The 21,087-nt window shown below is 59.4% G+C and carries 17 protein-coding genes; 3 read left to right on the top strand and 14 right to left on the bottom strand.

The features are described from left to right. Window positions 1–58 precede the first annotated feature (58 nt). The 9 genes from rsmI to yfbR form a co-directional block, all read right to left on the bottom strand. Window positions 59–901: a 16S rRNA (cytidine(1402)-2'-O)-methyltransferase gene (gene rsmI, locus EQM14_RS15260; RefSeq protein WP_128744020.1), complete on the bottom strand. Its 843-nt coding sequence runs from the start codon at window positions 899–901 to the stop codon at window positions 59–61. Next, window positions 898–1,677, bottom strand: a complete 780-nt coding sequence (locus tag EQM14_RS15255; protein WP_128744019.1) for a tRNA1(Val) (adenine(37)-N6)-methyltransferase — start codon at window positions 1,675–1,677, stop codon at window positions 898–900. Before EQM14_RS15255 ends, rsmI begins: the two co-directional genes overlap by 4 nt. Before the next feature lie 86 nt (window positions 1,678–1,763). Next, entirely contained in the window at window positions 1,764–1,937 is a 174-nt protein-coding gene (locus EQM14_RS15250) for a DUF362 domain-containing protein (protein WP_128744018.1), read from the bottom strand. A gap of 69 nt (window positions 1,938–2,006) precedes the next feature. Then, entirely contained in the window at window positions 2,007–2,876 is an 870-nt protein-coding gene (locus EQM14_RS15245) for a PSP1 domain-containing protein (RefSeq protein WP_128744017.1), read from the bottom strand. A gap of 29 nt (window positions 2,877–2,905) precedes the next feature. Continuing rightward, window positions 2,906–3,775, bottom strand: coding sequence for a DNA polymerase III subunit (locus EQM14_RS15240; protein ID WP_128744016.1), 870 nt, complete (start codon window positions 3,773–3,775; stop codon window positions 2,906–2,908). A 2-nt stretch (window positions 3,776–3,777) separates the two neighbouring features. Beyond that, window positions 3,778–4,101 carry a cyclic-di-AMP receptor gene (locus tag EQM14_RS15235; protein ID WP_128744015.1) on the bottom strand — a complete coding sequence of 108 codons (324 nt, stop codon included), beginning with the start codon at window positions 4,099–4,101 and terminating at the stop codon, window positions 3,778–3,780. 51 nt (window positions 4,102–4,152) lie between these two features. Beyond that, window positions 4,153–5,439, bottom strand: coding sequence for an aminotransferase class I/II-fold pyridoxal phosphate-dependent enzyme (locus EQM14_RS15230; protein WP_128744014.1), 1,287 nt, complete (start codon window positions 5,437–5,439; stop codon window positions 4,153–4,155). A 155-nt stretch (window positions 5,440–5,594) separates the two neighbouring features. Further along, on the bottom strand, window positions 5,595–6,641 hold the full coding sequence (locus EQM14_RS15225; protein ID WP_243112555.1) for an LCP family protein: 1,047 nt from the start codon (window positions 6,639–6,641) through the stop codon (window positions 5,595–5,597). Between the two features lie 347 nt (window positions 6,642–6,988). Further along, the gene (gene yfbR / locus EQM14_RS15220; RefSeq protein WP_128744013.1) at window positions 6,989–7,573 is read right to left on the bottom strand and encodes a 5'-deoxynucleotidase; all 585 of its coding nucleotides are present in this window, start codon (window positions 7,571–7,573) and stop codon (window positions 6,989–6,991) included. A 152-nt stretch (window positions 7,574–7,725) separates the two neighbouring features. Between yfbR and EQM14_RS15215 the strand changes: the two genes are divergently transcribed. Beyond that, window positions 7,726–10,212, top strand: coding sequence for a YfhO family protein (locus tag EQM14_RS15215; protein WP_243112554.1), 2,487 nt, complete (start codon window positions 7,726–7,728; stop codon window positions 10,210–10,212). A gap of 20 nt (window positions 10,213–10,232) precedes the next feature. Beyond that, window positions 10,233–11,240, top strand: coding sequence for a glycosyltransferase family 2 protein (locus EQM14_RS15210; protein ID WP_128744011.1), 1,008 nt, complete (start codon window positions 10,233–10,235; stop codon window positions 11,238–11,240). A gap of 2,116 nt (window positions 11,241–13,356) precedes the next feature. Here EQM14_RS15210 and EQM14_RS15205 read toward each other — a convergent pair. Beyond that, a complete protein-coding gene (locus tag EQM14_RS15205; RefSeq protein ID WP_128744010.1) occupies window positions 13,357–14,100 on the bottom strand; it encodes a DUF1287 domain-containing protein in 744 nt (247 codons plus the stop codon). Between the two features lie 24 nt (window positions 14,101–14,124). Beyond that, window positions 14,125–14,397, bottom strand: coding sequence for a Smr/MutS family protein (locus tag EQM14_RS15200; protein ID WP_243112553.1), 273 nt, complete (start codon window positions 14,395–14,397; stop codon window positions 14,125–14,127). 125 nt (window positions 14,398–14,522) lie between these two features. On the opposite strand from EQM14_RS15200, the gene EQM14_RS15195 reads away from it, so the two are divergent. Continuing rightward, on the top strand, window positions 14,523–15,698 hold the full coding sequence (locus tag EQM14_RS15195; RefSeq protein WP_128744009.1) for a hypothetical protein: 1,176 nt from the start codon (window positions 14,523–14,525) through the stop codon (window positions 15,696–15,698). A gap of 261 nt (window positions 15,699–15,959) precedes the next feature. Here EQM14_RS15195 and EQM14_RS15190 read toward each other — a convergent pair whose 3' ends face one another. The 3 genes from EQM14_RS15190 to EQM14_RS15180 all read right to left on the bottom strand — a co-directional run bounded on the left by EQM14_RS15190 (window position 15,960) and on the right by EQM14_RS15180 (window position 21,072). After that, entirely contained in the window at window positions 15,960–17,012 is a 1,053-nt protein-coding gene (locus tag EQM14_RS15190; RefSeq protein ID WP_128744008.1) for a peptidyl-prolyl cis-trans isomerase, read from the bottom strand. Between the two features lie 122 nt (window positions 17,013–17,134). Continuing rightward, window positions 17,135–20,602, bottom strand: coding sequence for a transcription-repair coupling factor (gene mfd / locus EQM14_RS15185; RefSeq protein ID WP_128744007.1), 3,468 nt, complete (start codon window positions 20,600–20,602; stop codon window positions 17,135–17,137). Window positions 20,603–20,613: 11 nt separating this feature from the next. After that, window positions 20,614–21,072: a hypothetical protein gene (locus EQM14_RS15180; protein WP_128744006.1), complete on the bottom strand. Its 459-nt coding sequence runs from the start codon at window positions 21,070–21,072 to the stop codon at window positions 20,614–20,616. Window positions 21,073–21,087: the final 15 nt, after the last annotated feature.

Genomic DNA, 21,087 nt, shown 5'->3' with positions numbered 1-21,087 from the left:
CAGTTATTAAGACTGAAAAGAAAAAAGCGGAGTCCGTTTGGCAAACCCAGCCGCGTATTCAGTCTTTTCCGGAGCCGTGCGTCAGATCCCGGTAAAGTTCGTTTTTCCTGCGCCCGGTTTCCGCCGCGGCCCGCTTTGCGGCCTCCGGCGCGGACAGCCCCTGGCCGAGATACTCCCGCGCCAGCTTCAGCGCGTCCGCGGCGGAGGACTCCGCCTGCTTCGGTTCCGGCGCGCCTTCGATCACGAGCACGAATTCTCCCCTGGGGGTCTCCCCCACGTAACGGTCCGCCGCCCGTGCCAGCGTCGTGCGGATGACCTCCTCATGGATTTTCGTCAATTCGCGCGCCAGCGCGACCCGCCGCCCGCCGCCCCAGGCTTCCGCCATATCGGCAAGGGTGGAGGCAAGCTTGTGCGGCGCCTCGTAGAACACCATGGTGCGCCGTTCCGTTTTCAGCTCTTCCAGATGCTCGCGCCGGCTTTTTTTGGAAACGCTGAGGAAACCCTCAAAGGTAAAGCGCCCGGTCGGCAGTCCGGAAACCGCCAGAGCGGAAATGACGGCGCTGGGACCCGGGACAACGAACACGGGCAGGGCGCGTTCGGCGCACTGAGCGACCAGCAGTTCACCGGGGTCTGAAATCGCGGGCATTCCCGCGTCGGTCACCAGCACGCAGGTTTCTCCGGCCCCGATCCTCTCACAGATCACGTCTCCTTTTTCGTATTTGTTGTGCTCAAAATAGGAGATCATCGGCTTCCTGATCCCGAAGTGATTGAGCAGCTTTACGGTAACGCGCGTGTCTTCCGCCGCGATAAAGTCGGCGCTTTCCAGCGCCTCCCGCGCGCGCGGCGAAAAATCGGACAGATTCCCGATCGGCGTGCCGACCACAATCAGCTTTCCGCTCATGTCCGCCCCTCCTTGTAATCTCCGTAGATTCTCAGCATCTCTTCGGACCAGCCGCCGCTTTCCGACTCGACCAGCAGCGCCGGCTGCACCGAAAGGCCGGGCCGTCCGCCCCGGTTCGCCTGCATCAGAAACAGGAAAGGGGCCTTGTCCGCGCGCTGCTGAACAAAACGGAGCCGTTTCGGTTCCAGCCCGGCCGTCCGGAGCGCCGGAATGGCGTCGCAGAGGCGCGCGGGCCGAAGACAGAAAAAAAAGCGTCCGCCCCAGCGAAGAAGCGCCCCGGCGGACGCTGCGATTTCGGAAAAGCTGCAGGCGACCTCGTGCCGCGCGATCCGGCGGCTTTCCTGTGTGCTGTGCTGTCCGGACCCGTCCGGCTGGTAGGGAGGATTGCAGGCGATCAGATCGAGGCTGCGGGGGATGGAACGATTGTCCTTCAGGAGGCGGATATCCTCCTGCACGATTTCGATCCGGTTCTCCAACCCGTTGAAACGGGCGGAACTGCGCGCGAGTTCACAGGCTTCCTCCTGAAGCTCGACCGCGTATACCCGCTGCGGAGCGGACCGGGCGCACCATAAAAGCGGGATCGTGCCGCAGCCCGTGCCGAAATCGGCGCAGGTTTCACCGGGGCGCGGCATGGAATAATCGGCGAGCAGGATTGTGTCGGTATTAAAGGTGTGATTTTTTCCGGTGACGGCGTAAAAGCCGGAAGAAAGTGGCTCCAGCTTCCCGTCTGTGCGGAGAGCTTCCTCCGCCCGGAGGCGAACATCCCGGCGTTCCATTGCTGCGGTCCTCCTATGGCGTTTCAAATTGGCTGAAAAAGAAAAAAGACGGGCGCAGAACGCTCCGTCTTTTTGTCCTGTCGGAATCAGTTTTCCGGTTTCGGCGCACCGACGGGGCAGACCTCCGCGCAGGATCCGCACTCCGTGCATTTTTCCGGATCAATCACGAATTTGCCATCGCCTTCCGAAATTGCTTCCACCGGGCATTCACCGGCGCAGGCACCACAGGAAATGCAATCATCACTGATAACATATGCCATAAAAGGAACACCTCCAATACTTTATATAGACCTATTGTAACATAAAAATGCAAAATTGCAACCGTAAATTTAGTTCCCCTCGAGGGTTTTCAGCTGCTCCATCTCGTCCTTGCTGACTGCATTTTTTCCGCTTTTCAATACGCGGACGTCTCTGGCGCGGAACGCCTGCGTGGGGGTGTCCGGGGAGGAGTCGAGCCGGACATAGACGGTCTCGGTCAGCAGGTTGTTGTCCGCCACCACCCCGCGCCCCTTCGGCGTCATGACGACGGAATTGATCCCGGGGACGCTGCGCAGCAGGCTGGCGTAAGTCTCCTGCTCATATTTCAGGCAGCACATCAATCTGCCGCAGATGCCGGAGATTTTCACGGGATTCAGCGAAAGGCCCTGCTCCTTGGCCATTTTGATCGAAACGGGCTGGAACCCGCCGAGGAACGTCGCGCAGCAGAACGGTTTGCCGCAGATGCCGAGCCCGCCGAGCATTTTCGCCTCGTCCCGCACGCCGATCTGCCGCAGTTCGATGCGGGTACGGAAAACGGAGGCGAGGTCTTTGACCAGTTCGCGAAAGTCGACGCGTCCGTCCGCCGTAAAATAGAACAGGATCTTCGAATTGTCGAACGTGTATTCCACGTCGACCAGCTTCATTTCCAGCTTATGGGCGGCGATTTTCTTCAGACAGATCCCAAAGGCCGCCTTTTCTTTTTTCTTGTTTTCCTCGACCTTTTGCAGGTCCTCTTCCGTCGCGGTGCGGATAAGCTGGCGCAGGGGCTGCACAAGCTCTTCCTCTCCGATCTGGCGGTTTTCCATGGCGACTTCCCCGCATTCCACTCCGCGGGCGGTCTCCACGATCACCTTGTCGCCCTTTTTCAGGATGTTGCCGGCCGGGTCAAAATAATAGACCTTGCCGACGTTCTTAAATCGCACGCCAATTACCTCGGCCATATGGCCCTCCTTTTCGTCGCTGTTTCCATTTATGATTTTCCGGCCGCTTCCCTCAGCCCCGCGCACAGGGCGGTGACCAGAAGCGCCGCGTTTGCATTTTGCTCCAGCGCGCGCCGGGCGCGCCCGGTTTCCTCCAGAAGAAGCATCAGGCTTTTCCGGGTCAGCTTGGAGGCGAGGTACGCCGCCGCGCCGCTTTCGCCGGAGAGGCTGGAGTTTCCTCCCGCCCGAAGCACGGCGGCGTCGCGGAGCAGCAAAAAAAGCTGTGCCAGAACGGCGCGCAGTCGGTCGCGGTCCCGGATGAGCGGCGCCGTTTGGAACAGCAGCTCCGCCTCGCCGGGCGCCACGACCGCGCGCGCGACCGCCGCCGCTTCCCCGCGGCCCTCTTCGCTCCCCCCGCCGTCTTCCAGAGTAAAAATCTGCACCCGGGACCGGATGGTCGGCAGCAGGGCGGAAGCGCTGAAGGCGGTCAGAAGAAAAATCACGTTTTCGGGCGGTTCTTCCAGAACTTTTAGAAGCGCGTTCTGAGACGGTTCCGCCATGTTATGCACGCCTAAGAGACGGTAAACCTTCCTCGGCGCCTCGTTTGGAAGGATGTAGGCTCCGGCGCGGATCTCCCGCACGGCGTCCACCGGAAAAACGCGGGGATTGCCGTCGCCGTCCAGCGTCAGGATGTCCGGGTGGGAGCCCGCGGCCGCCTTGACGCAGCCGGGGCAGCGCCCGCAGGGCCGTTCGTTCTCCGCAAGGCAGACAGCCGCCTTCGCAAGAATCCCGGAGAGGATGTCGGTTCCGCTGCCCGGAGAACCCTCCAGAAGAACCGCGTGGGGAAAACGTCCCTCATCAAAGGCAAGGGACAAGCTCCTCTTGACCTCCGGATTGCCGGAAAAACCTTCAAAATTCAAACTCATACCTTTTCAAAGCGGTCCACATTCAGCACAAAGATCGTGGAACCGCCGATGGTAACTTCCACCGGGAACGCGGAGTAGACGCCGATATCCATGGTGGTGGTACTCGGGACGAGCTGCGTGCGGCGCCGGCTCTGGCCGGCGATGATGGAAATGACCTGGTCCACCTTTTCATCTTCCGTGCCGACGATAAAAGTTGTGTTGCCCTTCTTCAAGAATCCGCCCGTTGTCGCGAGCTTTGTGACGGAAAAGCCCTCCTTGGTCAGTGCCGAGGAGACCATGCCGCTGTCGTCGTTGCCTACAATCGCCAATACCAGCTTCATTCGTATCCCTCCCGTTCGTGAGATCCTGATGATGAAATACTTTGTTCTATTCTATTTTATCACTTTTATTTCATAAATGCCAGTGCCGCGCAGAAACTCCGCCGCCTCTTTTGAAATCCGCTCGCCCGGCATGACGACGGGAATGCCCGGCGGACAGGGGCAGGCGATCTGCGCGGCGGTTTCTCCGGCGGCCCGGGAGAGCGGGGCAGACCGGGTTTCGGCCAGCGCCGCCTCCCGCAGGGGAACGACGGAAGGGCAGAGCGGCGGAAAAGAGGGAATTTCAGGAAGCGGATCCCCGGCGGGGAGCCGGCGGACGGCCTGTTCCAGCCGGAGAAAGTCCGCTTCGGTGTTGAACGGCGTCGGGATGAAAATCACGAACGAGCGGTCCGCATACTCCGGCTCGACGCCGGCGGCACGGAACCGCTCGGCGGCCTGTATGCCGGCCAGCCCGATTTCCGACGTTTTCAGCGCCAGCCGCGTCGGGTCGCAGAGGCCTTCGGGCGAGGGAATCCCGCGCGACCGGGCCAGGCAACGGATTTGGCTCACGCGCTCCTGCAGAACAGGGAAGGCGCCGGAATTTCGTTCCAGCCGCTCCCGGCACAGGTCGAGAGAGGCGAGAACCGGAAACGAAGGGCTGGTGGAGCCGAACAGGGCCATCGCCTCCTTCGCGTCCTTTGCAAAGCGGGAGTCCGCGATGTTCAGCCACGCTCCGCCGGTCAGGACGCCGAGCGTCTTGTGGGCGGAGTCGGCGGTCATGGAAGCGCCGCGGAGAAGCGGGTGCAGCTTTGGTTCGGTAAACATCAGGTGCGCCCCGTGCGCGCAGTCAACCAGAAGCGGAAGATCCTTTTTGCGGCACGCCGCGGAAATCGCGGCGATGTCGAGCAGCCGCCCGTAATAATCCGGGCTGGTGACATAAACGGCTTTCACGTCCGCTCCGCAGGTGTCCACCGCATGGACCAGATCCTCCGGCATCGCCCAGACCGGTTCGATCCCGAGCAGCGCCATCGCGCCGACCGCGCTGCGGTGGACATTTCGGGCACAGAGGACTGTTCCGCCGTGCGGGGCGGCGAGGCGGAACATCGCCTGGACGCACAGCGTGCATCCCCCCGCGGAAAGACAGGTGCGCGCCGTGCCGAACAGGGAGGAGGCCAGTTCTTCCGCCCGCTCGACCGGACCGCCGCCGTCGTACAGGCTGCCGGTATCCGGCAGCTCGGTCAGATCGAGCCGGGACAGGCCGTCCGGGAGGGCGGCGGGATTGTTTTTATGGCCCGGCGTATGGAAGGATGCCCGCCCGAGGGCGGCGTGCCGGACCAATGCTTCATAGAGCGGTGCGGACACGCGCCCGCCTCCTTTCGAAAAAAGCCGCGCGGCAGAATCGCCGCGCGGGTTAAAGCCTTGGACTGTCGGGGGATTTCTTGATACCGTCCCGCTCAACTGAACTGCTCTTTTTCTGCGCACTGAACAGCGGGCCGCCGGGACCGGCGACGCGCCGGTTAGCCCGCGTTGTTGTAGACCTTATCGGGAATATCGCTCTCGAAAATAAAGGATGCGATGTCTTTTTTGCATTTGTCGAGAATGGGAACCAGAACATCGGCCCCCGTTCCGCCCAGCATCACGGTTTCAGACGTATACTCATCGTTCGCGGGCACCCGGTCCTGGCTGATCGGATAATTCAGGTACGTGAGGGAATTCGATGCCATCGCCAGAATTTCCGATTTGGTCATGTTTGTCGTCACGAGATTCAGCGTATCGGCCAGCGCGCCGTAGATCGTCGGCAGGCTGGAGCCCTTCAGGGAATCGACGATGCTGGAAAACACCTTGCGCTGCCGCTCCGTGCGCTCGAAATCGTCGCCGATCGCGCGGATGCGCGAATAATAATGGGCCTGCGCCCCGCTGAGCGTGAACGTGCCGGCTTTCAGATTCCGCCTGGAATCCCCCGAATACTGGTTTACCAGCTTGGCCTCCGCCGCCGTCAGCGTGATCTTGACTCCGCCGAGCCGGTCGATAATTTTATTAAAAGCGTCATTGTCTATAATGACATAGCGGTCGATATCCACGCCGAAATTCGATTCGAGCGTGCGCACGACAGCCTGTGCCCCCTTGACCCCGCCGCCGTTCATGCTGTAGGCGGCGTTCAGGCGGTTGCTGCCGACGCCGGGAATCGCGACATACAGGTCGCGCATAAAGGAGGTCAGTTTGATTTTTTTATGGCGCGTATCCACTGAAACCAGCATCATGCTGTCGCTGCGGCCCGTGTCGTTTTTCTGGTAATTGTCCACGCCGAGCAGCAGAATGTTGGTAATGGCGTCGTCATGGTACAGCCCGCCCAGGAGCCCGGCGTTGGCGCTGTCCGTCCCGCCGCCGGAGTTGGTTTCAAACAGGGAGCCGGTCGACTGCGGCTCTTCCTCCTGCGGATCGGCAAAGTTGATTCTGTTCAACAGGCTGTCGGCGTAAACGCAGCCGACCCCCGCGGTAAGCATCAAAAGACTTAGGACCAAAATGGAAATATTCCGGAGCAGGTGCCTTCTTCTTCTTTTCACTTCATCCATCCCTTCATGATTCGGCCCGCCGTGCGGAACGTGGAAATCTGTGGCTTTGTCCGGGCGGCGCAGAGAGAAGAAACTCCCGGCGGCGGAACGAGCCGTGTTTGCAAAGAGTTTCCCTGAAAGCGTGCCCGGGACGAACCGCAGACTGAAAAGCATAACCGCGCCAAAGCCGTGTCCGCCGTAGGCGCGAAAAGACGCTGTGCGTCCGCCGCAGGCGCGTCCTGATCGGAGGTCCGCGGAAAGAAACTGTGCGTCCTTAACCGTAATAGTATAAAGAAAAGGCCGCTTTCTATGATTGCGGAAAAAAATTATTTTTTGTAAAATTTCTGGAAATTTTCCAATTATTCCTGTTCGTCCAGCGTCAGGCTGAACGAGGGCAGGAATTCTTCCATGAAGCAGTCCGCCTCCGGCAAACGCAGTTCCCTGACCGAATTGCGAAGGGCCGTTTCCGCCTGGCAGAACTCCGTGTTTCCCATCCGTTTTTCCTCCACGCACTTGATGACCGCGGAGATCTTGTCCGCCGCGCGGACCAGCTTCAGCAGCTCCGCGTCGCCGGGTTCCGCGGTTTCTCCCAGAAGCGGGCGGTACACGCCCTGCAGGTCCTCCGGCAGGAAGCCGAGCAGGCGCTCCCGCGCGACGGATTCCACCTCCCGGTAGGCGGAGCGGATTTTCGGGCTGAAATATTTGACGGGAGTCGGCATGTCCCCCGTGATGATCTCCGGCGCGTCGTGGAACAGGGCGAGCGCGGCGGCGCGGCCCGGGTCGGCGTTTCCGTCGAAGCGGGTGTTGCGCAGGACGGCAAGCGCGTGCGCGATGACGGCGGTCTCAAAGCTGTGCTCGCACAGGTTTTCCTGCCGGGTGTTTCGCATCAGGCCCCAGCGGTTGATATTTTTCATGCGCGACAGCACGGCGAAAAAATGGAACACGAATCAGTCCCCCTTTGCCCGTACCTTCTTATCATACCGTATTTTCTCATATTTTCAATACAAAAAATTCATCATTTCTCCAGGAATCTTTCTTGTTTCGGCAGGGCGGTGTGTTATAATATGGAACGATAAGGTGCATGGGAGGCGGAGCAGTGGGTAAAATTCACGGTCTGAGGGGAAACGGGACAAGGGAATATTTTTACAAGGCTTTTTTTTACGGCCTTGCCGTATCCTTTCTTTTTTTTATTCCTTTTATTCTGTTCGACGGCGGATATTTCCTCTTTTACGGTGATTACAACGTCCAGCAGGTCCCCTTCTACCAGATGTGCCACGACGCGGTCCGGAGCGGGAATATCGGCTGGAGCTGGACGACGGACCTCGGCGCGAATTTTATCGGGTCCTATACGTTTTACCTGCTGGGCAGCCCGTTCTTCTGGCTGACGATCCCGTTCCCGAGCTGGATGGTGCCGCATCTGATGGGCCCGCTGCTGATGCTGAAATTCGGCTGCGCGAGCCTCACGGCGTTCAACTATCTGCGGCGGTATGTCCGCGACCCGGATTACGCCGTGATCGGCGGCATGCTGTACGCGTTTTCCGGATTTTCCATCTACAATATTTTCTTTAACCATTTTCACGAGGCGATCGTCTTTTTTCCGCTGATGCTCTGGGCGCTGGACGAGTACATGGATTCGCGCCGGCGCGGGGTGTTCGCACTGACGGTCTTCCTGTGCGCGATGGTCAACTGGTACTTTTTTGTGGGACAGGTTGTATTCCTGCTGATCTACTGGTTTGTCCGCCTCCTGAGCCGTAACTGGACGCTTTCGGTGCGCGATTTTCTGCTTCTGGCCTGCGAGGCGGTCCTCGGCGTTCTGTGCGCTTCGGTCCTTCTTGTGCCGACCGTTCTGGCGGCGGTGCAGAATCCGCGCGTCGACAACCCGCCCTCCGGCTGGGGGACCCTCCTCTACGACTGGAACCAGCGGTATATCCACATTCTGGAGTGCTTTTTCTTCCCGCCGGACATTCCGGCGCGCCCGAACTTCACCCCGAATTCGGAGGCGAAGTGGGCTTCGCTCGGCGCGTGGTTCCCGCTCGTCGGCATGAGCGGGGTGTTCGCGTTTGTCCAGGTGAGGAAAAAGCACTGGCTGAAAACGATCATCTGCATCCTGTTTTTCATGGCCTTCGTGCCGATCCTGAACGCCGCGTTCCAGCTGTTCAACATGTCCTACTACGCGCGCTGGTTCTATATGCTGACGCTGATGCTGGCGCTGGCGACCATTCTGGCGCTGCAGGACCGCAGATCGGACTGGCCCCGCGCGATCAAATGGACGCTGGGGATCACACTGGGCATCGCGCTCCCGATCGGGCTGATGCCGAACAAAACCTCAGAGGGAAAGACCGTCTTCGGGCTGGAGGATTACCCGACCCGGTTCTGGCCCTACGTGGCCGTCGCTCTTTTGAGCATCGCGCTTTTCACGCTGTCCTTCCGTTTTTACCGGAGGAACCGCAAACAGTTCCTCCATTACCTGATGGGCGGCATCACGCTGATTACCGTTGTTTACGCGGCCTATTTCATCGCGCTCGGCAAAACGCAGAGCGACGACACCCACAAATGGATCATCCCCTATTCGCTTAATAAAGGGGATCAGATCAATCTGCCGGATTCCGATGAGTTCAGCCGGATCGACGTTTTCGACGGCATGGACAACCAGGCCATGTATTGGCAGAAGCCAAGCATTCAGGCGTTCCACAGCATCGTGCCGGGCTCGGTCATGGAATTTTACCCGACAATCGGCGTGCAGCGGGACGTCGGCTCCCGCCCGGACGTGAAATACTACGGCCTACGGGGGCTGACGAGCTGTCTCTGGCTGTTCGACCCCGTCGATTCCGGAAAGAAGTTCACCGGGGAGGACGGGACCGCCGCCATGCCGGGGTGGAGCTATTACGCGACGCAGAACGGCTGCGACGTCTACCGCAACGACTATTTTGTCCCGATGGGCTTTGCTTATGACAGCTATGTGACGCGCTCCGAATACAACGGCCTGGCGGAGGACGATCGGAATCTGCTGCTGCTCAAGGCCGTGGTTCTGGAGGACGCGGACGTGGGGAAGAACGCGAAGGGCCTTTCCCACCTGGACGTCAACGGCCAGGACTATTCGCAGGAGGCTTATTTTTCGGACTGCACCGCGCGGGCGGCACAGGCATGCGCCTCTTTCACGGAGGACAACGGCGGGTTCTCGGCGGAGTTTACGTCGGACAAAAGCAGCCTGGTGTTTTTCAGCGTCCCGTGGGAGGGCGGCTGGACCGTCGAGGTCAACGGAAAACCGGCGGAAATCGTCAAGGTGAACGTCGGCTTCATGGCCGTCCGGGTCCCGGCGGGGACCTCCCGGATCCGTTTCAGCTACAAAACGCCCGGTCTGGCCCTGGGCGCCGCGGCGACGGCGGGCGGAATCCTCCTGTTTGCGTTCTATTATATCGTGACCCGGCGGTATGACCGCGGACAGCAGAAAAAAAAGAGAAAAATCTATCGGGTGGTGCATCTGCGCGCGCCGCGCCTGTCTCACCCCGCGGGGAGGGTTTTCCCGGCCCCGCCGCACGCCGTTCCGGATGTAAAAAATCCGGAAGAAGAAATGAAAAACTGAAAGCGAAGGTGGAGGTTCCCATGTCGGTACCGGTCGTTTATCTTGTCATCCCCTGTTACAATGAGGAACAGGTCCTGCCGGAAACGGTAAAACGCCTGACGGAAAAGCTGCGTTCGATGATGTCCGCCGGACTGGCGGACCCGAAAAGCAGGATGCTGCTTGTGGACGACGGCAGCCGGGACGCCACCTGGCGGCTGATCTCGGAATTCAATGAGCGCAACGAGCTGGTCGGCGGAGTCAAGCTGGCGCACAACCGGGGGCATCAGAACGCGCTGCTGGCCGGGCTGATGACCGCGCGGAAATTTGCGGACTGCGCGGTCAGCCTGGACGCGGACCTTCAGGACGACGTCGACGTCCTCGACGAGTTTGTGCGGAAATATCTGGACGGCTGCGACGTGGTGTACGGCGTGAGGAACAAGCGGGAAACCGATACGGCTTTCAAGCGCGCGACGGCGCTCGGATTCTACCGCTTCATGGCGGTTTTGGGGGTAGACGTGGTCTACAACCACGCGGATTACCGCCTGATGAGCCGCCGGGCGCTGGACGCGCTTTCGGAGTACCGCGAGGTGAACCTGTTCCTGCGCGGGCTGGTCCCGCTCATCGGCTACCGCAGCGCGGTCGTCACCTATGACCGGCACGAGCGGTTCGCCGGGGAGTCAAAATATCCGCTCAAAAAAATGCTCGCGTTCGCCGTGGACGGCATCACGTCGTTCAGCGTGAAGCCGTTAAAGCTGATTTTCAACCTCGGCATGCTGACGGCCCTGATCGGCCTGATCGGCACCGTCTGGGCGGGAATCGCCCACTTTGCCGCCGGATGGGCGGGCTGGATCGCGGCGTTCTGGTCGCTGTGGCTGCTCGGCGGGCTGGTGCTCCTCGGCATGGGCGTCCTCGGCACGTATATCGGCAAAATCTATGCGGAGACAAAGGCCCGCCCGCGGTACCGGATCGAGGAACAGCGCATCGCCGGTCCGGAAGGCACGGACCATCCGGCCGGATTTTCTGCGGGCCCAAGGCCCGGTGACTTTTAACCCAAAATTTCTTCTATGTTTCTTCATTGCGCGCAGGCCGCGCAGGGACGCAAAGCGTCTATTGCGCTACGCGACCATGAAGATCAGAATCAAATTGATTGAATCTAACATCTCAACTTTGGAGCCCTCTATTGGGGAATGCTGAAACGAATAAAAGAGGGGGGACTTCAAATTCCCATCGAAAGGGGTATCTAACCGTCCCTCCTGCACCCCCGGCACCTGTCATGCAGAACGGTTCTGTTATCAGACGACTGCTTCCCATTGACGACGGGGCTCCAAAGCTATGGCCACAGAGTATTTGAAAAGAAACCGGTAGCGTAAAAGATGTTTGCACGTCTACGTCCAGCCTGAGGTAAAATACTGCCTTCCGTATTATGACGAAGTGATTCAACGGATTGTTAATAAAAATCGGGAGCGAAGCGCCCGATTGGACGCTCCGCTCCCTTTTTTTGCCGGCGGAATCTCTCTCACTGCGCCGGGTATGGGCTGGACTTTCCGCGTTCATACTTCTTTCACATACATTCGGAATTCCGCCGGCGGGCGGCGTGTCGCCGCACCCTTCGGCCTGCCAGACGGAACGGCGAAAATTCGCGGTTTGGTTTGGCAGGACGGTTCCGGAAATCTCCCAGGCCATTCGACCCGTTCGCACCTGCGGCGCCCACGGCATGGGGAAAGCTGTCCATCAGCTTTTTCCCCAACGCTTTGGAAACCGGGGTTTTGAAAGTGGCGTAATGTGCCGTCGGGAGATTCCTTCCTCCGTCCCACCTGTCTCAACCGATCATTTCACTGCTTGCTGAATGGTGGGCCGTTGGATGCAACGTCATCGTTGCCCGCAAGGCAACAAAAAGCGCCGGTACGGAATTTGTCATTCCATACACCGGCGCGCGCGCAGATACAGGAGGAAAAAGAAGTGTTTCTCCTTCCTTCCCCTGTACAAAAACAGAAAAAGGAAGTATAATAGGTCCTGCAATGCGCGGTGAATTCCGTGGTATATGGAGGGTGGCTCTCCGTATGCAGGGGGTGGGGTGGTTGCACACTCCATCCCTGCATTGCGTTTTTTATTTACCTTGCGATTCTATTATAATCCTTAATTTACCAAAATTCAACTATAAAATTGCAGGCTGAGCCTGCACGCTTGCCTTGTTTAGCGGGACGGAGATAGGGTTCTCCCGGAACTGCCGGGTCTGGTCGCTCTTTTCGGACTGCGGCCCGGGGCTTCTTCACTTGTTATTTCTTCTATTTTCTTTTTCTGTCCTCAGGCCGGACAGGGACGCACAGCGTCTTACTCGCCTACGGCGGATCATGACTATGGACAGCAGTCAGAAACAGTCTTGCGCTCTCCTTTGGTTTCCACTCAGCAAACCCTGGGCGGAAAACGTGCATGCAGGCTCAGCCTGCCCGAAAGGAGGCAAAGTACGGGTGGGGGCAGCGTACCGCTGCATCTACGATTTACGTTCCCGGAGCGGCGAAAAAACAGGGAAGCGACGATGTTTTCTCAGCCGGGTATGCCGTAGGCACGTCCGGACCGGATGGTCCCCCTAACACCCCCCGGGAGCCGTCAAGAAAATTTTTTCTGTTCTTCTAACAACAGCTTTTCATTGACGACGGGGGCTGAAAAGCTGATGCCATAGGGTGTTGTAAAAGAAAGCTGAAAATTTTCAGAGAGCTTCCTTTTTACATTTGGCGTAAGATTGGGAACGTCCAATGGGAATCACTCGCTTGATAACGGAACCGTTTTGCATGACAGGTGCCGGGGGGCGTCGGGGGGAACGTTTAGGTGCCCCTCCCGTTGGGAAGTTGAAGTTCCCCCCGACTCAGGCTTTGCGTACTTTCGTCTGATTACGAAAGTATGGGCCCGCGCGGCCCGAGCGCAAAAGAGAAAATCAGAAGAAATAAAAGGTTAAGAGCCACCGGGCCATAGGCCAGAAAAAACGGGCCTGCGCGGCCTGTTCGCAAAAAAGGCTGAAGTCGCGACCGCCGTAGGCGCAAAAGACGCTGTGCGTCCCTGCGCGGCCCGAGCGCAAAAGAGAAAATCAGAAGAAATAAAAGGTTAAGAGCCACCGGGCCACAGGCCAGAAAAAACGGCCCCGCGCGGCCTGAGCGCAAAGAGGCCTCCTCATTTCGATGAATCGAACGCAATCAGTTCGTTTTTGTCCAGCCGGCTCGCGTCGAACCGGAAATGCCCGCTGATTTCGCCGTAGTGCGCCAGCACATCCTCCTCGCGCTCCGCCTGGCCCGCGTTGTGGATCAGGAAGGGAACGCCGTCCTTGTCCCGGCGGTCGGAAATGATCCCGATGTGGTGGGTCCCGAACGTGACGATGTCGCCGGGTTGCCACTCGGCGGTCTGCTTCAGGTCCGTCGTCAGGGAGACGGCGTGCCGCTCAAAATAGATTTTCAGATCCGCCGTCCTCCGGAAGTCGATGTTCGGGTCCGGCTTCCCGTTGACGGGGTAGTCGGACGCGTGTTCCGCGATATCCCGGTCCACCATGTCCTTCAGGCAGTACCCGGCGTTCCGGAACGCGCGCCAGACGAGGTCCGTGCAGGCGCCGGAACCGTCCGGCGGATACCCGCCCTGATAATAGGAATTGTCGTATTCCGGCATGTTTTCCGCGTCCCCGCGCGCCCCGAGCAGAAGGTCGGTGTAATCGTCCGTTCCGTTCTGATTGAAATCAACGGGGCTGTGGACGGTTTGGATTCCGAAATCCGCCGCCGTGTAATACGCTGCCTTCGAGGACGCCCCGCTTTTTCCGGGGCGGGCTCCGCCACCGGGCTGAGGCCGCAGCCAGAAAACGGCGAGAAAAGCCCCGCAGGCAAGCACCGCGAGTACGGAAAAGAGAAACGCCCGGTTTCGGTGAAGCATCGGAAAATCCCCCCTGAACCGCCGTCAGCGGCCCTTCTTTTTCTCCGGGGGAAGGAGCAGAAGCCTGGTTTCCCCCGGATTCAGCGTGACGAGCTTGGAGGCGATGCGCGGATGCTTCAGCCTCAGGCGGACCATGTCGCGCAGGGCCTGCCCGGAGTTGTAGCCGTGAATGACCCGGACCTCCTTGACCTCCGGTCCGGCGCTCGAAAGAAGATGTTCCAGTCGGCGCTTCGCGTCCTCCGCGGTCAGTCCGTGAAGGTCCACTTCGAGCATTGAGTTCGCTTTTACCACATGCACGGCGTTTCATCTCCCTGATGATTCCTATTATAGCATGAAATGAGAAAAAAAGGCCCTGAGCGGGCAATGCGGAATTGGATTTTTCGATGGTTTCTGATATAATGAAAAGGTCGGGGGTGAGACCGGTGAAAGTGGTTGATTTGCGGAATCTGTTTACCAGCAGCAATGTTTCGCTGATTGAATTTGAAGCGGACAGGATCTATTACGCCGAAGAAAAATCGGAGGAGGGGCACAACAGCCTTTTCCTTCTGGAATACAACCTGAAAACGCACCGGGAACGCATTATCGCGAACTACTTTTTAACCGACCCGGCTTATGTGCAGCACTTTTTCAGCTTTCCGGAGGACATCGTCGTCGTGATGGAATCCGGCGAAAGCACGGTCTGGATTCTGCGGGTGGACAAGAATACCGGAGCGGAGAAAAGCATGGCCCGGCTGAATTTCATCGGCGCCTTTGCCGAATGCCGCGCGCTCGACGAAAGCCACGTGATCTTATATACCTGCGCGAACGAACGCCACCGCCGTCTGTTCCGCGAATACAAAAAACTGACCGGCTTCTCCCGCGTGGCCTATCTGTACGATCTGGACGAGGGGCGGTATTACTACGTCAGGGACCCGCGTATCTGCAATGGAAACGCCGCCGGGTTGATTTCCTATGATCTGGACGGCGAGCGTCAGATTCTGGTCCTCCAGCCGCACGGGAACGAAGAGGAAAAGCTCAAATGTTTTCGCAATATGCGCTGGCTGGGGGACGAAGTCAACGACAACGTCTGGCTCTGCCCCCTGCTGGATTTGATCGTTTCGGTCAAGGCGGGGGAGGAGCGCGTCCCGCTGGAACTGATTCTCAGTGCGGGAACCAGCGGATTGGTGCGCTATGCCGGGATGGACGGCCGCAGCCTCTACTTCCGGGCGCGCTATTTCCCGACCGGGGACCAGCGCCTGTGCGCCTATGACAAGCGCAGCGGCAGAAAGTCGGTCGCCGCGACGCTCAGCCTTGGGCAGGAGGAGGAAGACGCGATGTTCAGCATCGACCCGCAGGGCGGGCGCGCCTACCGCATCACGGAGGCCGACGGCTTCTGCAAAGTGGCCGGCGTCATGAACTCCGGAGTGGACGCGAAATTTCCGAGCGACCTCGGCAAATTCGTCACCTGCGTGGACGACCGGTTCCTCATCGCGCGCTACCTTCTGACCGACGGGAAGGATTCCTTTGAATTCAATTCCGTCTACGATGCGCAGACCGGCAGTCAGAAGAGCTATGAATGCCGCTGCGCGGTGAAGGACGGCACGGTCGTGCTGTACTGACGAGGAAACAGGCAGCGTTCATTTGCCGCGCTGCCTCTGCCTGGCGGAGCGCTTTTCTATAAAAAAGAGCGAATTTTCAGGAAAAGCCTTGACAGAACGGCTGAGTGATGGTAAACTGAAGTCACAGAGGTTAGCTAACACTAACCAAAGAAATAATCGTTTTCCTTTTAAAATGCTTATAAGTTCCTCCAATACAGATAATTAAAATAACATCTAAAAGGACCGGCCCATATGGGCCGGTCCTTTTAGATGCTTCAGCAATTACTCCTCCGTCACGAACATCGACGGATTATAGGAATTGACCGCTTTTTCGTTTACGGTCACGCCGCTGATGGAATCGGCTTCCTTGGAAATTTCGTCGGAGAATTCCTGCCCCTTGTAATCGGCGAGAAGGCCGCTGCGCCCGCTGTCGGTTTTCATCTGCTCCTCGGTCTTTTTCGTGATGTCGTTCTTTGTTGCCAACAGATACAGGTAACCGTCCGAGATCTCCGCCGCCTTGGTTTCTCCGGCCTTCATGCCGTCCAGTATCTTTACCAGATCGTCCGGGTATCCCTGCGTGTTGGTCTTGAGATCGACGGTTTCTGTCTGGACCGAAATGTCCGGATCGGCGGATTTGTAAGCGTCGGCCGCCTGCTGAAGCGTCATGGTCCCGGCTTTGATCTTGGAAGCGTAATCGTTGAACTGGGCCTCGGCCTTTTTCTTTTCGGTGTCGGAGAACGAAGCGGAATAATTTCCGCTGGAATCCGTCTTGTACAGCTTGCACAGCACGTAAGAGAAATCGGTGTAGTTCTTCTCAAAAAAGCTTTTCAGCTCATTGTCCGAAACCGCCTTGGACCCGCCCTTGCCGTAAACGGCGTTAAAGACCTTCTGATATTTCGTTCCGTATTCGGCGGCTGCCAGCTCGTAGGAGCTCTTCGCGACGCCGTATTCCTCCAGCGTGCTTCCGTAGCTGTTCCAGAAGTTGTCCGTGCTGGTCTTGATGGTGGATTTCTCGGCGTCCGTCAGGGTCAGCTTCAGGTCCTTCATTTTCTTGTCGATGACGAACAGCGATTTGGCGGAATTCAGCGCCTTTTCGCGGATCCAGGTCGCGGCGTCCTTGCTGTCGATCTTCTGGTCCAGCACGGCCTTGGTGGAGTCCGGCACTTTGGAAGAGGCGCTTGCGTACGCGGAGTAGAGATAGTAAATATAACTCCCGACCGGCACGGTCAGGCTGTCGTTTTTCGCACACCAGCTCTTGTCGGAGGAACATGCGGCTGTGGAGGCCAGCATGACCGCGGCGAGGAGCAGCGCGGCGATCTTTTTTATTTTTTTCATATGACACACTCCGATATTCTTAACATTCTTCCTGCGGCGTTTGATGGATTATTGCAATTATACACTTTTTCGGGTGGGCTGTCCATGCTTTTTTCATCCTGGCCGGTTTTCTCATCCGGCCTTCATCCTTCCGGCGGGGCCTCCATCAGCTTCAGGGCCTGGGAAAGCGTCTGCAGGGGAGTCTCGTTTTGGGCGATCCTCACGCTGACATAGGGCTTGGCCCCGGCGTTGAGCAGCACGCGGCCCCGCAGGGCGGACACCAGAGCGCCGATCCTTTTCATGTCGATGCGGTCGGAATAGAGGAACAGCGTGTTTTCCTGCTGCCGGACTTCGCGGATGCCGAGGCGGGAGGCGACGTTGCGCAGCAGCGCGATGTCGACCAGGCCGTTTACGCTGGCCGGCGGTTCGCCGAAGCGGTCGATCAGCTCGTCGGTGACGTCGAGCGCGTCCTCGCGCGTGCGGATGTCCGCGATGCGCCGGTAGATGTCGAGCCGCTGGTTCAGGTCGGAAATATAGCTTTCCGGGATGTGGGCGGTGACCTGCATGTCGACCAGGCATTCCTCGCCGTACTCCTGCACCGTTTCGCCCTTGGCGCGGCCGACGGCCTCGGCCAGCAGGTGCAGGTACATGTCGTAGCCGACGGCCTCCATGTGCCCGTGCTGTTCTCCGCCGAGGATGTTGCCCGCCCCGCGGATCTCCAGGTCGCGCATCGCGATCTTGAACCCGGAGCCGAACTCCGTGAACTGGCGGATGGCGGACAGGCGCTTCTGCGCGATTTCGGAAAGCGCCTTGTCCCGCTTGAAGGTCAGGTAGGCGAACGCCCGGCGGCTGGACCTCCCGACGCGGCCGCGGATCTGGTGCAGCTGCGAAAGGCCCATGTGGTCGGCGTTTTCAATAATCAGCGTGTTGACGTTCGGCACGTCCACGCCGGTCTCGATGATCGTGGTGCAGACCAGGACGTCGATTTCCTGCTCGATCAGGCGCCGCCAGACCTCCGAAAGCTCCTGCTCATTCATTTTTCCGTGGCCGAATCCGACCTTCGCTTCCGGGATCGCCTCCTGAATCTTCGCGGCGGCGCGCTGGATGCTCCCCACGTCGTTGTGCAGGTAGTAAACCTGCCCGCCGCGCCGCAGCTCGCGGCGGATGGCTTCGTAAATGATGCCGTCGTCGTGTTCCAGCACATAGGTCTGAACGGGGTGCCGGTCGTGCGGCGCCTCTTCGATCACGCTCATGTCCCGGATGCCGGACAGCGCCATGTTGAGCGTGCGGGGAATCGGCGTCGCGGAGAGCGTGAGGACGTCCACGTCCTTGTACCGCGATTTCAGACGCTCCTTCTGCGCGACGCCGAAGCGCTGCTCCTCATCGACAATGATGAGGCCTAGATTGCGGAATTCGACGTCCTTGGAGATCAGGCGGTGCGTTCCGACCACCATGTCGATTTCGCCGCGCTCAAGTTTCCTGATGATTTCTTCCTGCTCCTTCGGCGTCCGGAAACGCGAAAGCAGCTCGACGCGGATGGGGAAGCCCTCCATGCGCCGGGTGATGGTCTGGTAGTGCTGCCAGGCGAGGATCGTGGTCGGCACCAGCATCGCGCACTGCATGGAATCCGTGATGCATTTGAACGCGGCGCGCAGCGCCACCTCCGTCTTGCCGAACCCGACGTCTCCGCACAGGAGCCGGTCCATCGGCGCGCTTTTTTCCATGTCCGCCTTGATCTCCTCGATGCAGCGCAGCTGGTCCTCCGTCTCGTCGAACTCGAAATGGGCCTCGAAGTCGTGCTGCCATTCCGAGTCCGGGGCGAACGCGTGCCCCTGGGCCTGCATCCGCTGGGCGTAAAGCCGGATCAGGTCGTCCGCGATATCCTTGACCGCGCGCCGCACCCGGGCCTTCGCCTTCTGCCAGTCGCTGCCGCCCAGGCGGCTCAGGCGGACGTTGGCGTCCTCCCGCGGGCCGATGTATTTGGACACCATGTCGAGCTGCGTCACCGGGACGTACAGAAGGTCGCTTTTTGCGTACCGCACCTTGATGTAGTCCTTGACGACGCCGTTCATGTCGATTTTATGGATCCCTTCAAAGACGCCGATGCCGTGTGTGGCGTGGACGATGTAGTCCCCGGGCGTCAGGTCGGAAATGCTGTAAACCGCCTCGCCGCTCTTTTTCTTTTTGGCTTTTTTCACATGGGGAAGCGCCGCGCGCCCGTGCGTGATCAGGCCGAAGAAGGCGCCGGGGTATTCCAGACCGCCGGACAGCGCGCCGATGGTCACGACCACCTCGCCGCGTTCGATCCTGACCGGGCTTTCCACAAACGCCGCGTTGATCCCCTTGACCTGCAAATCCGCGGCGACGGTGCGCGCCGCGCGGTCGGAGCCGCACAGCACGGCGCAGGCCCAGCGGTTCGCGAGCATGTTCTGCAGGTCCTCGGCCAGGAGCTGGATGCTGCCGCCCCAGGTGGAAAGCTGGCGCGCGCTCATGCCGATGAGGGAGCGCACCGGCGTTTCGTAGCCGCCGTGAACGAAGGCGTCCAGATAGACCGCGCCGAAGCGTTCAAACGCCGCAAGAGCCGAGGCCCAGTCCCCGCTGTAGCTGTCCAGGCCGCGGCAGAGCGTCCCGTCGGAGAACAGGTCCTTCAGGTCCTCGCCCCACTGCCACAGCGCGCCGCGCATCCGCTCGCGCGATTTGACCGGTTCGCTGACAAACAGCAGGGCGTCATCCGTCAGATAACTGAAAAGCGTCGCCTTTTCCCCGTACAGAAGGGGAAGAAATTTATCCGCGCAGCCCAGGCGCAGACCGTTTTCCAGCTTGCCGGCCTGTTCGTTCAGGACGGCTTTGGCCGCCGGGGCGGTTTTCCCCCGCAGCTCGCCGGCGAGCTTCCGGATCCGTTCCGCCAGGACCCGGGGATGTTCGATCAGCGCTTCCGCCGCCGGTTCGATCACGGCGCTTTGGATGTTCTCGGTCCGCCGCTGGGAGATTGGGTCGAACAGCGACAGCGAATCGATCTCTTCCCCGAAAAATTCCGCGCGGACCGGCGCTTCGCCGCCCGGGGGATAGAAATCCAGGATTCCGCCGCGCGACGCGAACTGCCCCGCGCCCTCGATCTGCACGGCCCGCTCATAGCCGCACGCGGAAAGAGCTTCCAGCACCCGTTCCATCGGTACGCTTTTTCCCGCCTCGAGCACGGCGGTGCGGCGTTTCAGCTCTGCGGGCGGGATGGTGAGCTGCAGCGCGGCGTCGATGCAGCAGACGACCGCGTCGCAGCCGCCGGAGAGGATGCGTTCCAGTACCTGCAGCCTCTGATGCTCGTATTCGTGCGAACTGCCCTCCGCGTCATGAAAGGAAAAGTCGCGCGCCGGGTAGAACAGAGGCTTCAGGCCCATTGCCGCGAGGTCGGAGCAAAGCCGCTGCGCCTCCGGTTCGTCGCCCGCGACGACAAAAGCCCTGCGCCGCAGGTCGGCGCAGAGCGAATAGATGATATTTGCCTTGTGGACCCCGGAGACACCGGTCACCGCGGCCGGCAGCGCCCGGCTGTCAACCGCGGCTTCCAGGTCTGAAAATTCCTTGAGTCCGCGGATCGCGTTTGTCAGAAATTCCATGAAAATCCCCTTTATTTGAATGCGGGAATGAAATCGGGGCAGCTTTTTTCGGGATTGTTTTCATCGATCAAAACGGTTACCGGATCGCCGGACCCAAAATCCGGGTGTTCCCACAGCAGGTCGCTGCGTCCTCGATAACTTTCCCCGCCGTATTTGTATTTATAGAAAAAGCGCCAGGGGTGCCTTTGTGCCCCGCATGAAATGCCGGTCAGCCAATACTTACGGATGAAACGGATTCTGGCCTGAACGCGAAAGCCGTTCTCCCTCAGAATTTCTACCTTTTTGTTGTGCATGTTTGCAACGAGCCATAGGCACAGGGCGAGAAGCAAAAGTACCGCGCCGATCTCCAGATCGGCGAAATCGGCGGAAACCGCGCCTATCACGGCATAGGCCGCGCCGACGAATCGCAAAGCCAGCGAAAAGCATTCCATGATAGTTTTAGGTGAAAAAACAGTTTTAAAAAAATGCATGCGACCCTCCCCCTG

Origin of the sequence: Caproiciproducens sp. NJN-50, assembly GCF_004103755.1 — a bacterium.
Taxonomy (GTDB): Bacteria; Bacillota; Clostridia; order Oscillospirales; family Acutalibacteraceae; genus Caproicibacter.
Note: the sequence above shows the minus strand (reverse complement) of the source record. Positions and strands in the feature narration are given on the sequence as shown.

Bases quoted from the DNA above. Each gene is read 5' to 3' on its own strand.
- EQM14_RS15245 (WP_128744017.1), bottom strand. From the start codon at position 2,876: ATGGCCGAGGTAATTGGCGTGCGATTTAAGAACGTCGGCAAGGTCTAT.
- EQM14_RS15180 (WP_128744006.1), bottom strand. From the start codon at position 21,072: ATGCATTTTTTTAAAACTGTTTTTTCACCTAAAACTATCATGGAATGC.
- EQM14_RS15205 (WP_128744010.1), bottom strand. From the start codon at position 14,100: ATGCTTCACCGAAACCGGGCGTTTCTCTTTTCCGTACTCGCGGTGCTT.
- EQM14_RS15255 (WP_128744019.1), bottom strand. From the start codon at position 1,677: ATGGAACGCCGGGATGTTCGCCTCCGGGCGGAGGAAGCTCTCCGCACA.
- EQM14_RS15210 (WP_128744011.1), top strand. From the start codon at position 10,233: ATGTCGGTACCGGTCGTTTATCTTGTCATCCCCTGTTACAATGAGGAA.
- mfd (WP_128744007.1), bottom strand. From the start codon at position 20,602: ATGGAATTTCTGACAAACGCGATCCGCGGACTCAAGGAATTTTCAGAC.
- EQM14_RS15235 (WP_128744015.1), bottom strand. From the start codon at position 4,101: ATGAAGCTGGTATTGGCGATTGTAGGCAACGACGACAGCGGCATGGTC.
- EQM14_RS15190 (WP_128744008.1), bottom strand. From the start codon at position 17,012: ATGAAAAAAATAAAAAAGATCGCCGCGCTGCTCCTCGCCGCGGTCATG.
- EQM14_RS15250 (WP_128744018.1), bottom strand. From the start codon at position 1,937: ATGGCATATGTTATCAGTGATGATTGCATTTCCTGTGGTGCCTGCGCC.
- rsmI (WP_128744020.1), bottom strand. From the start codon at position 901: ATGAGCGGAAAGCTGATTGTGGTCGGCACGCCGATCGGGAATCTGTCC.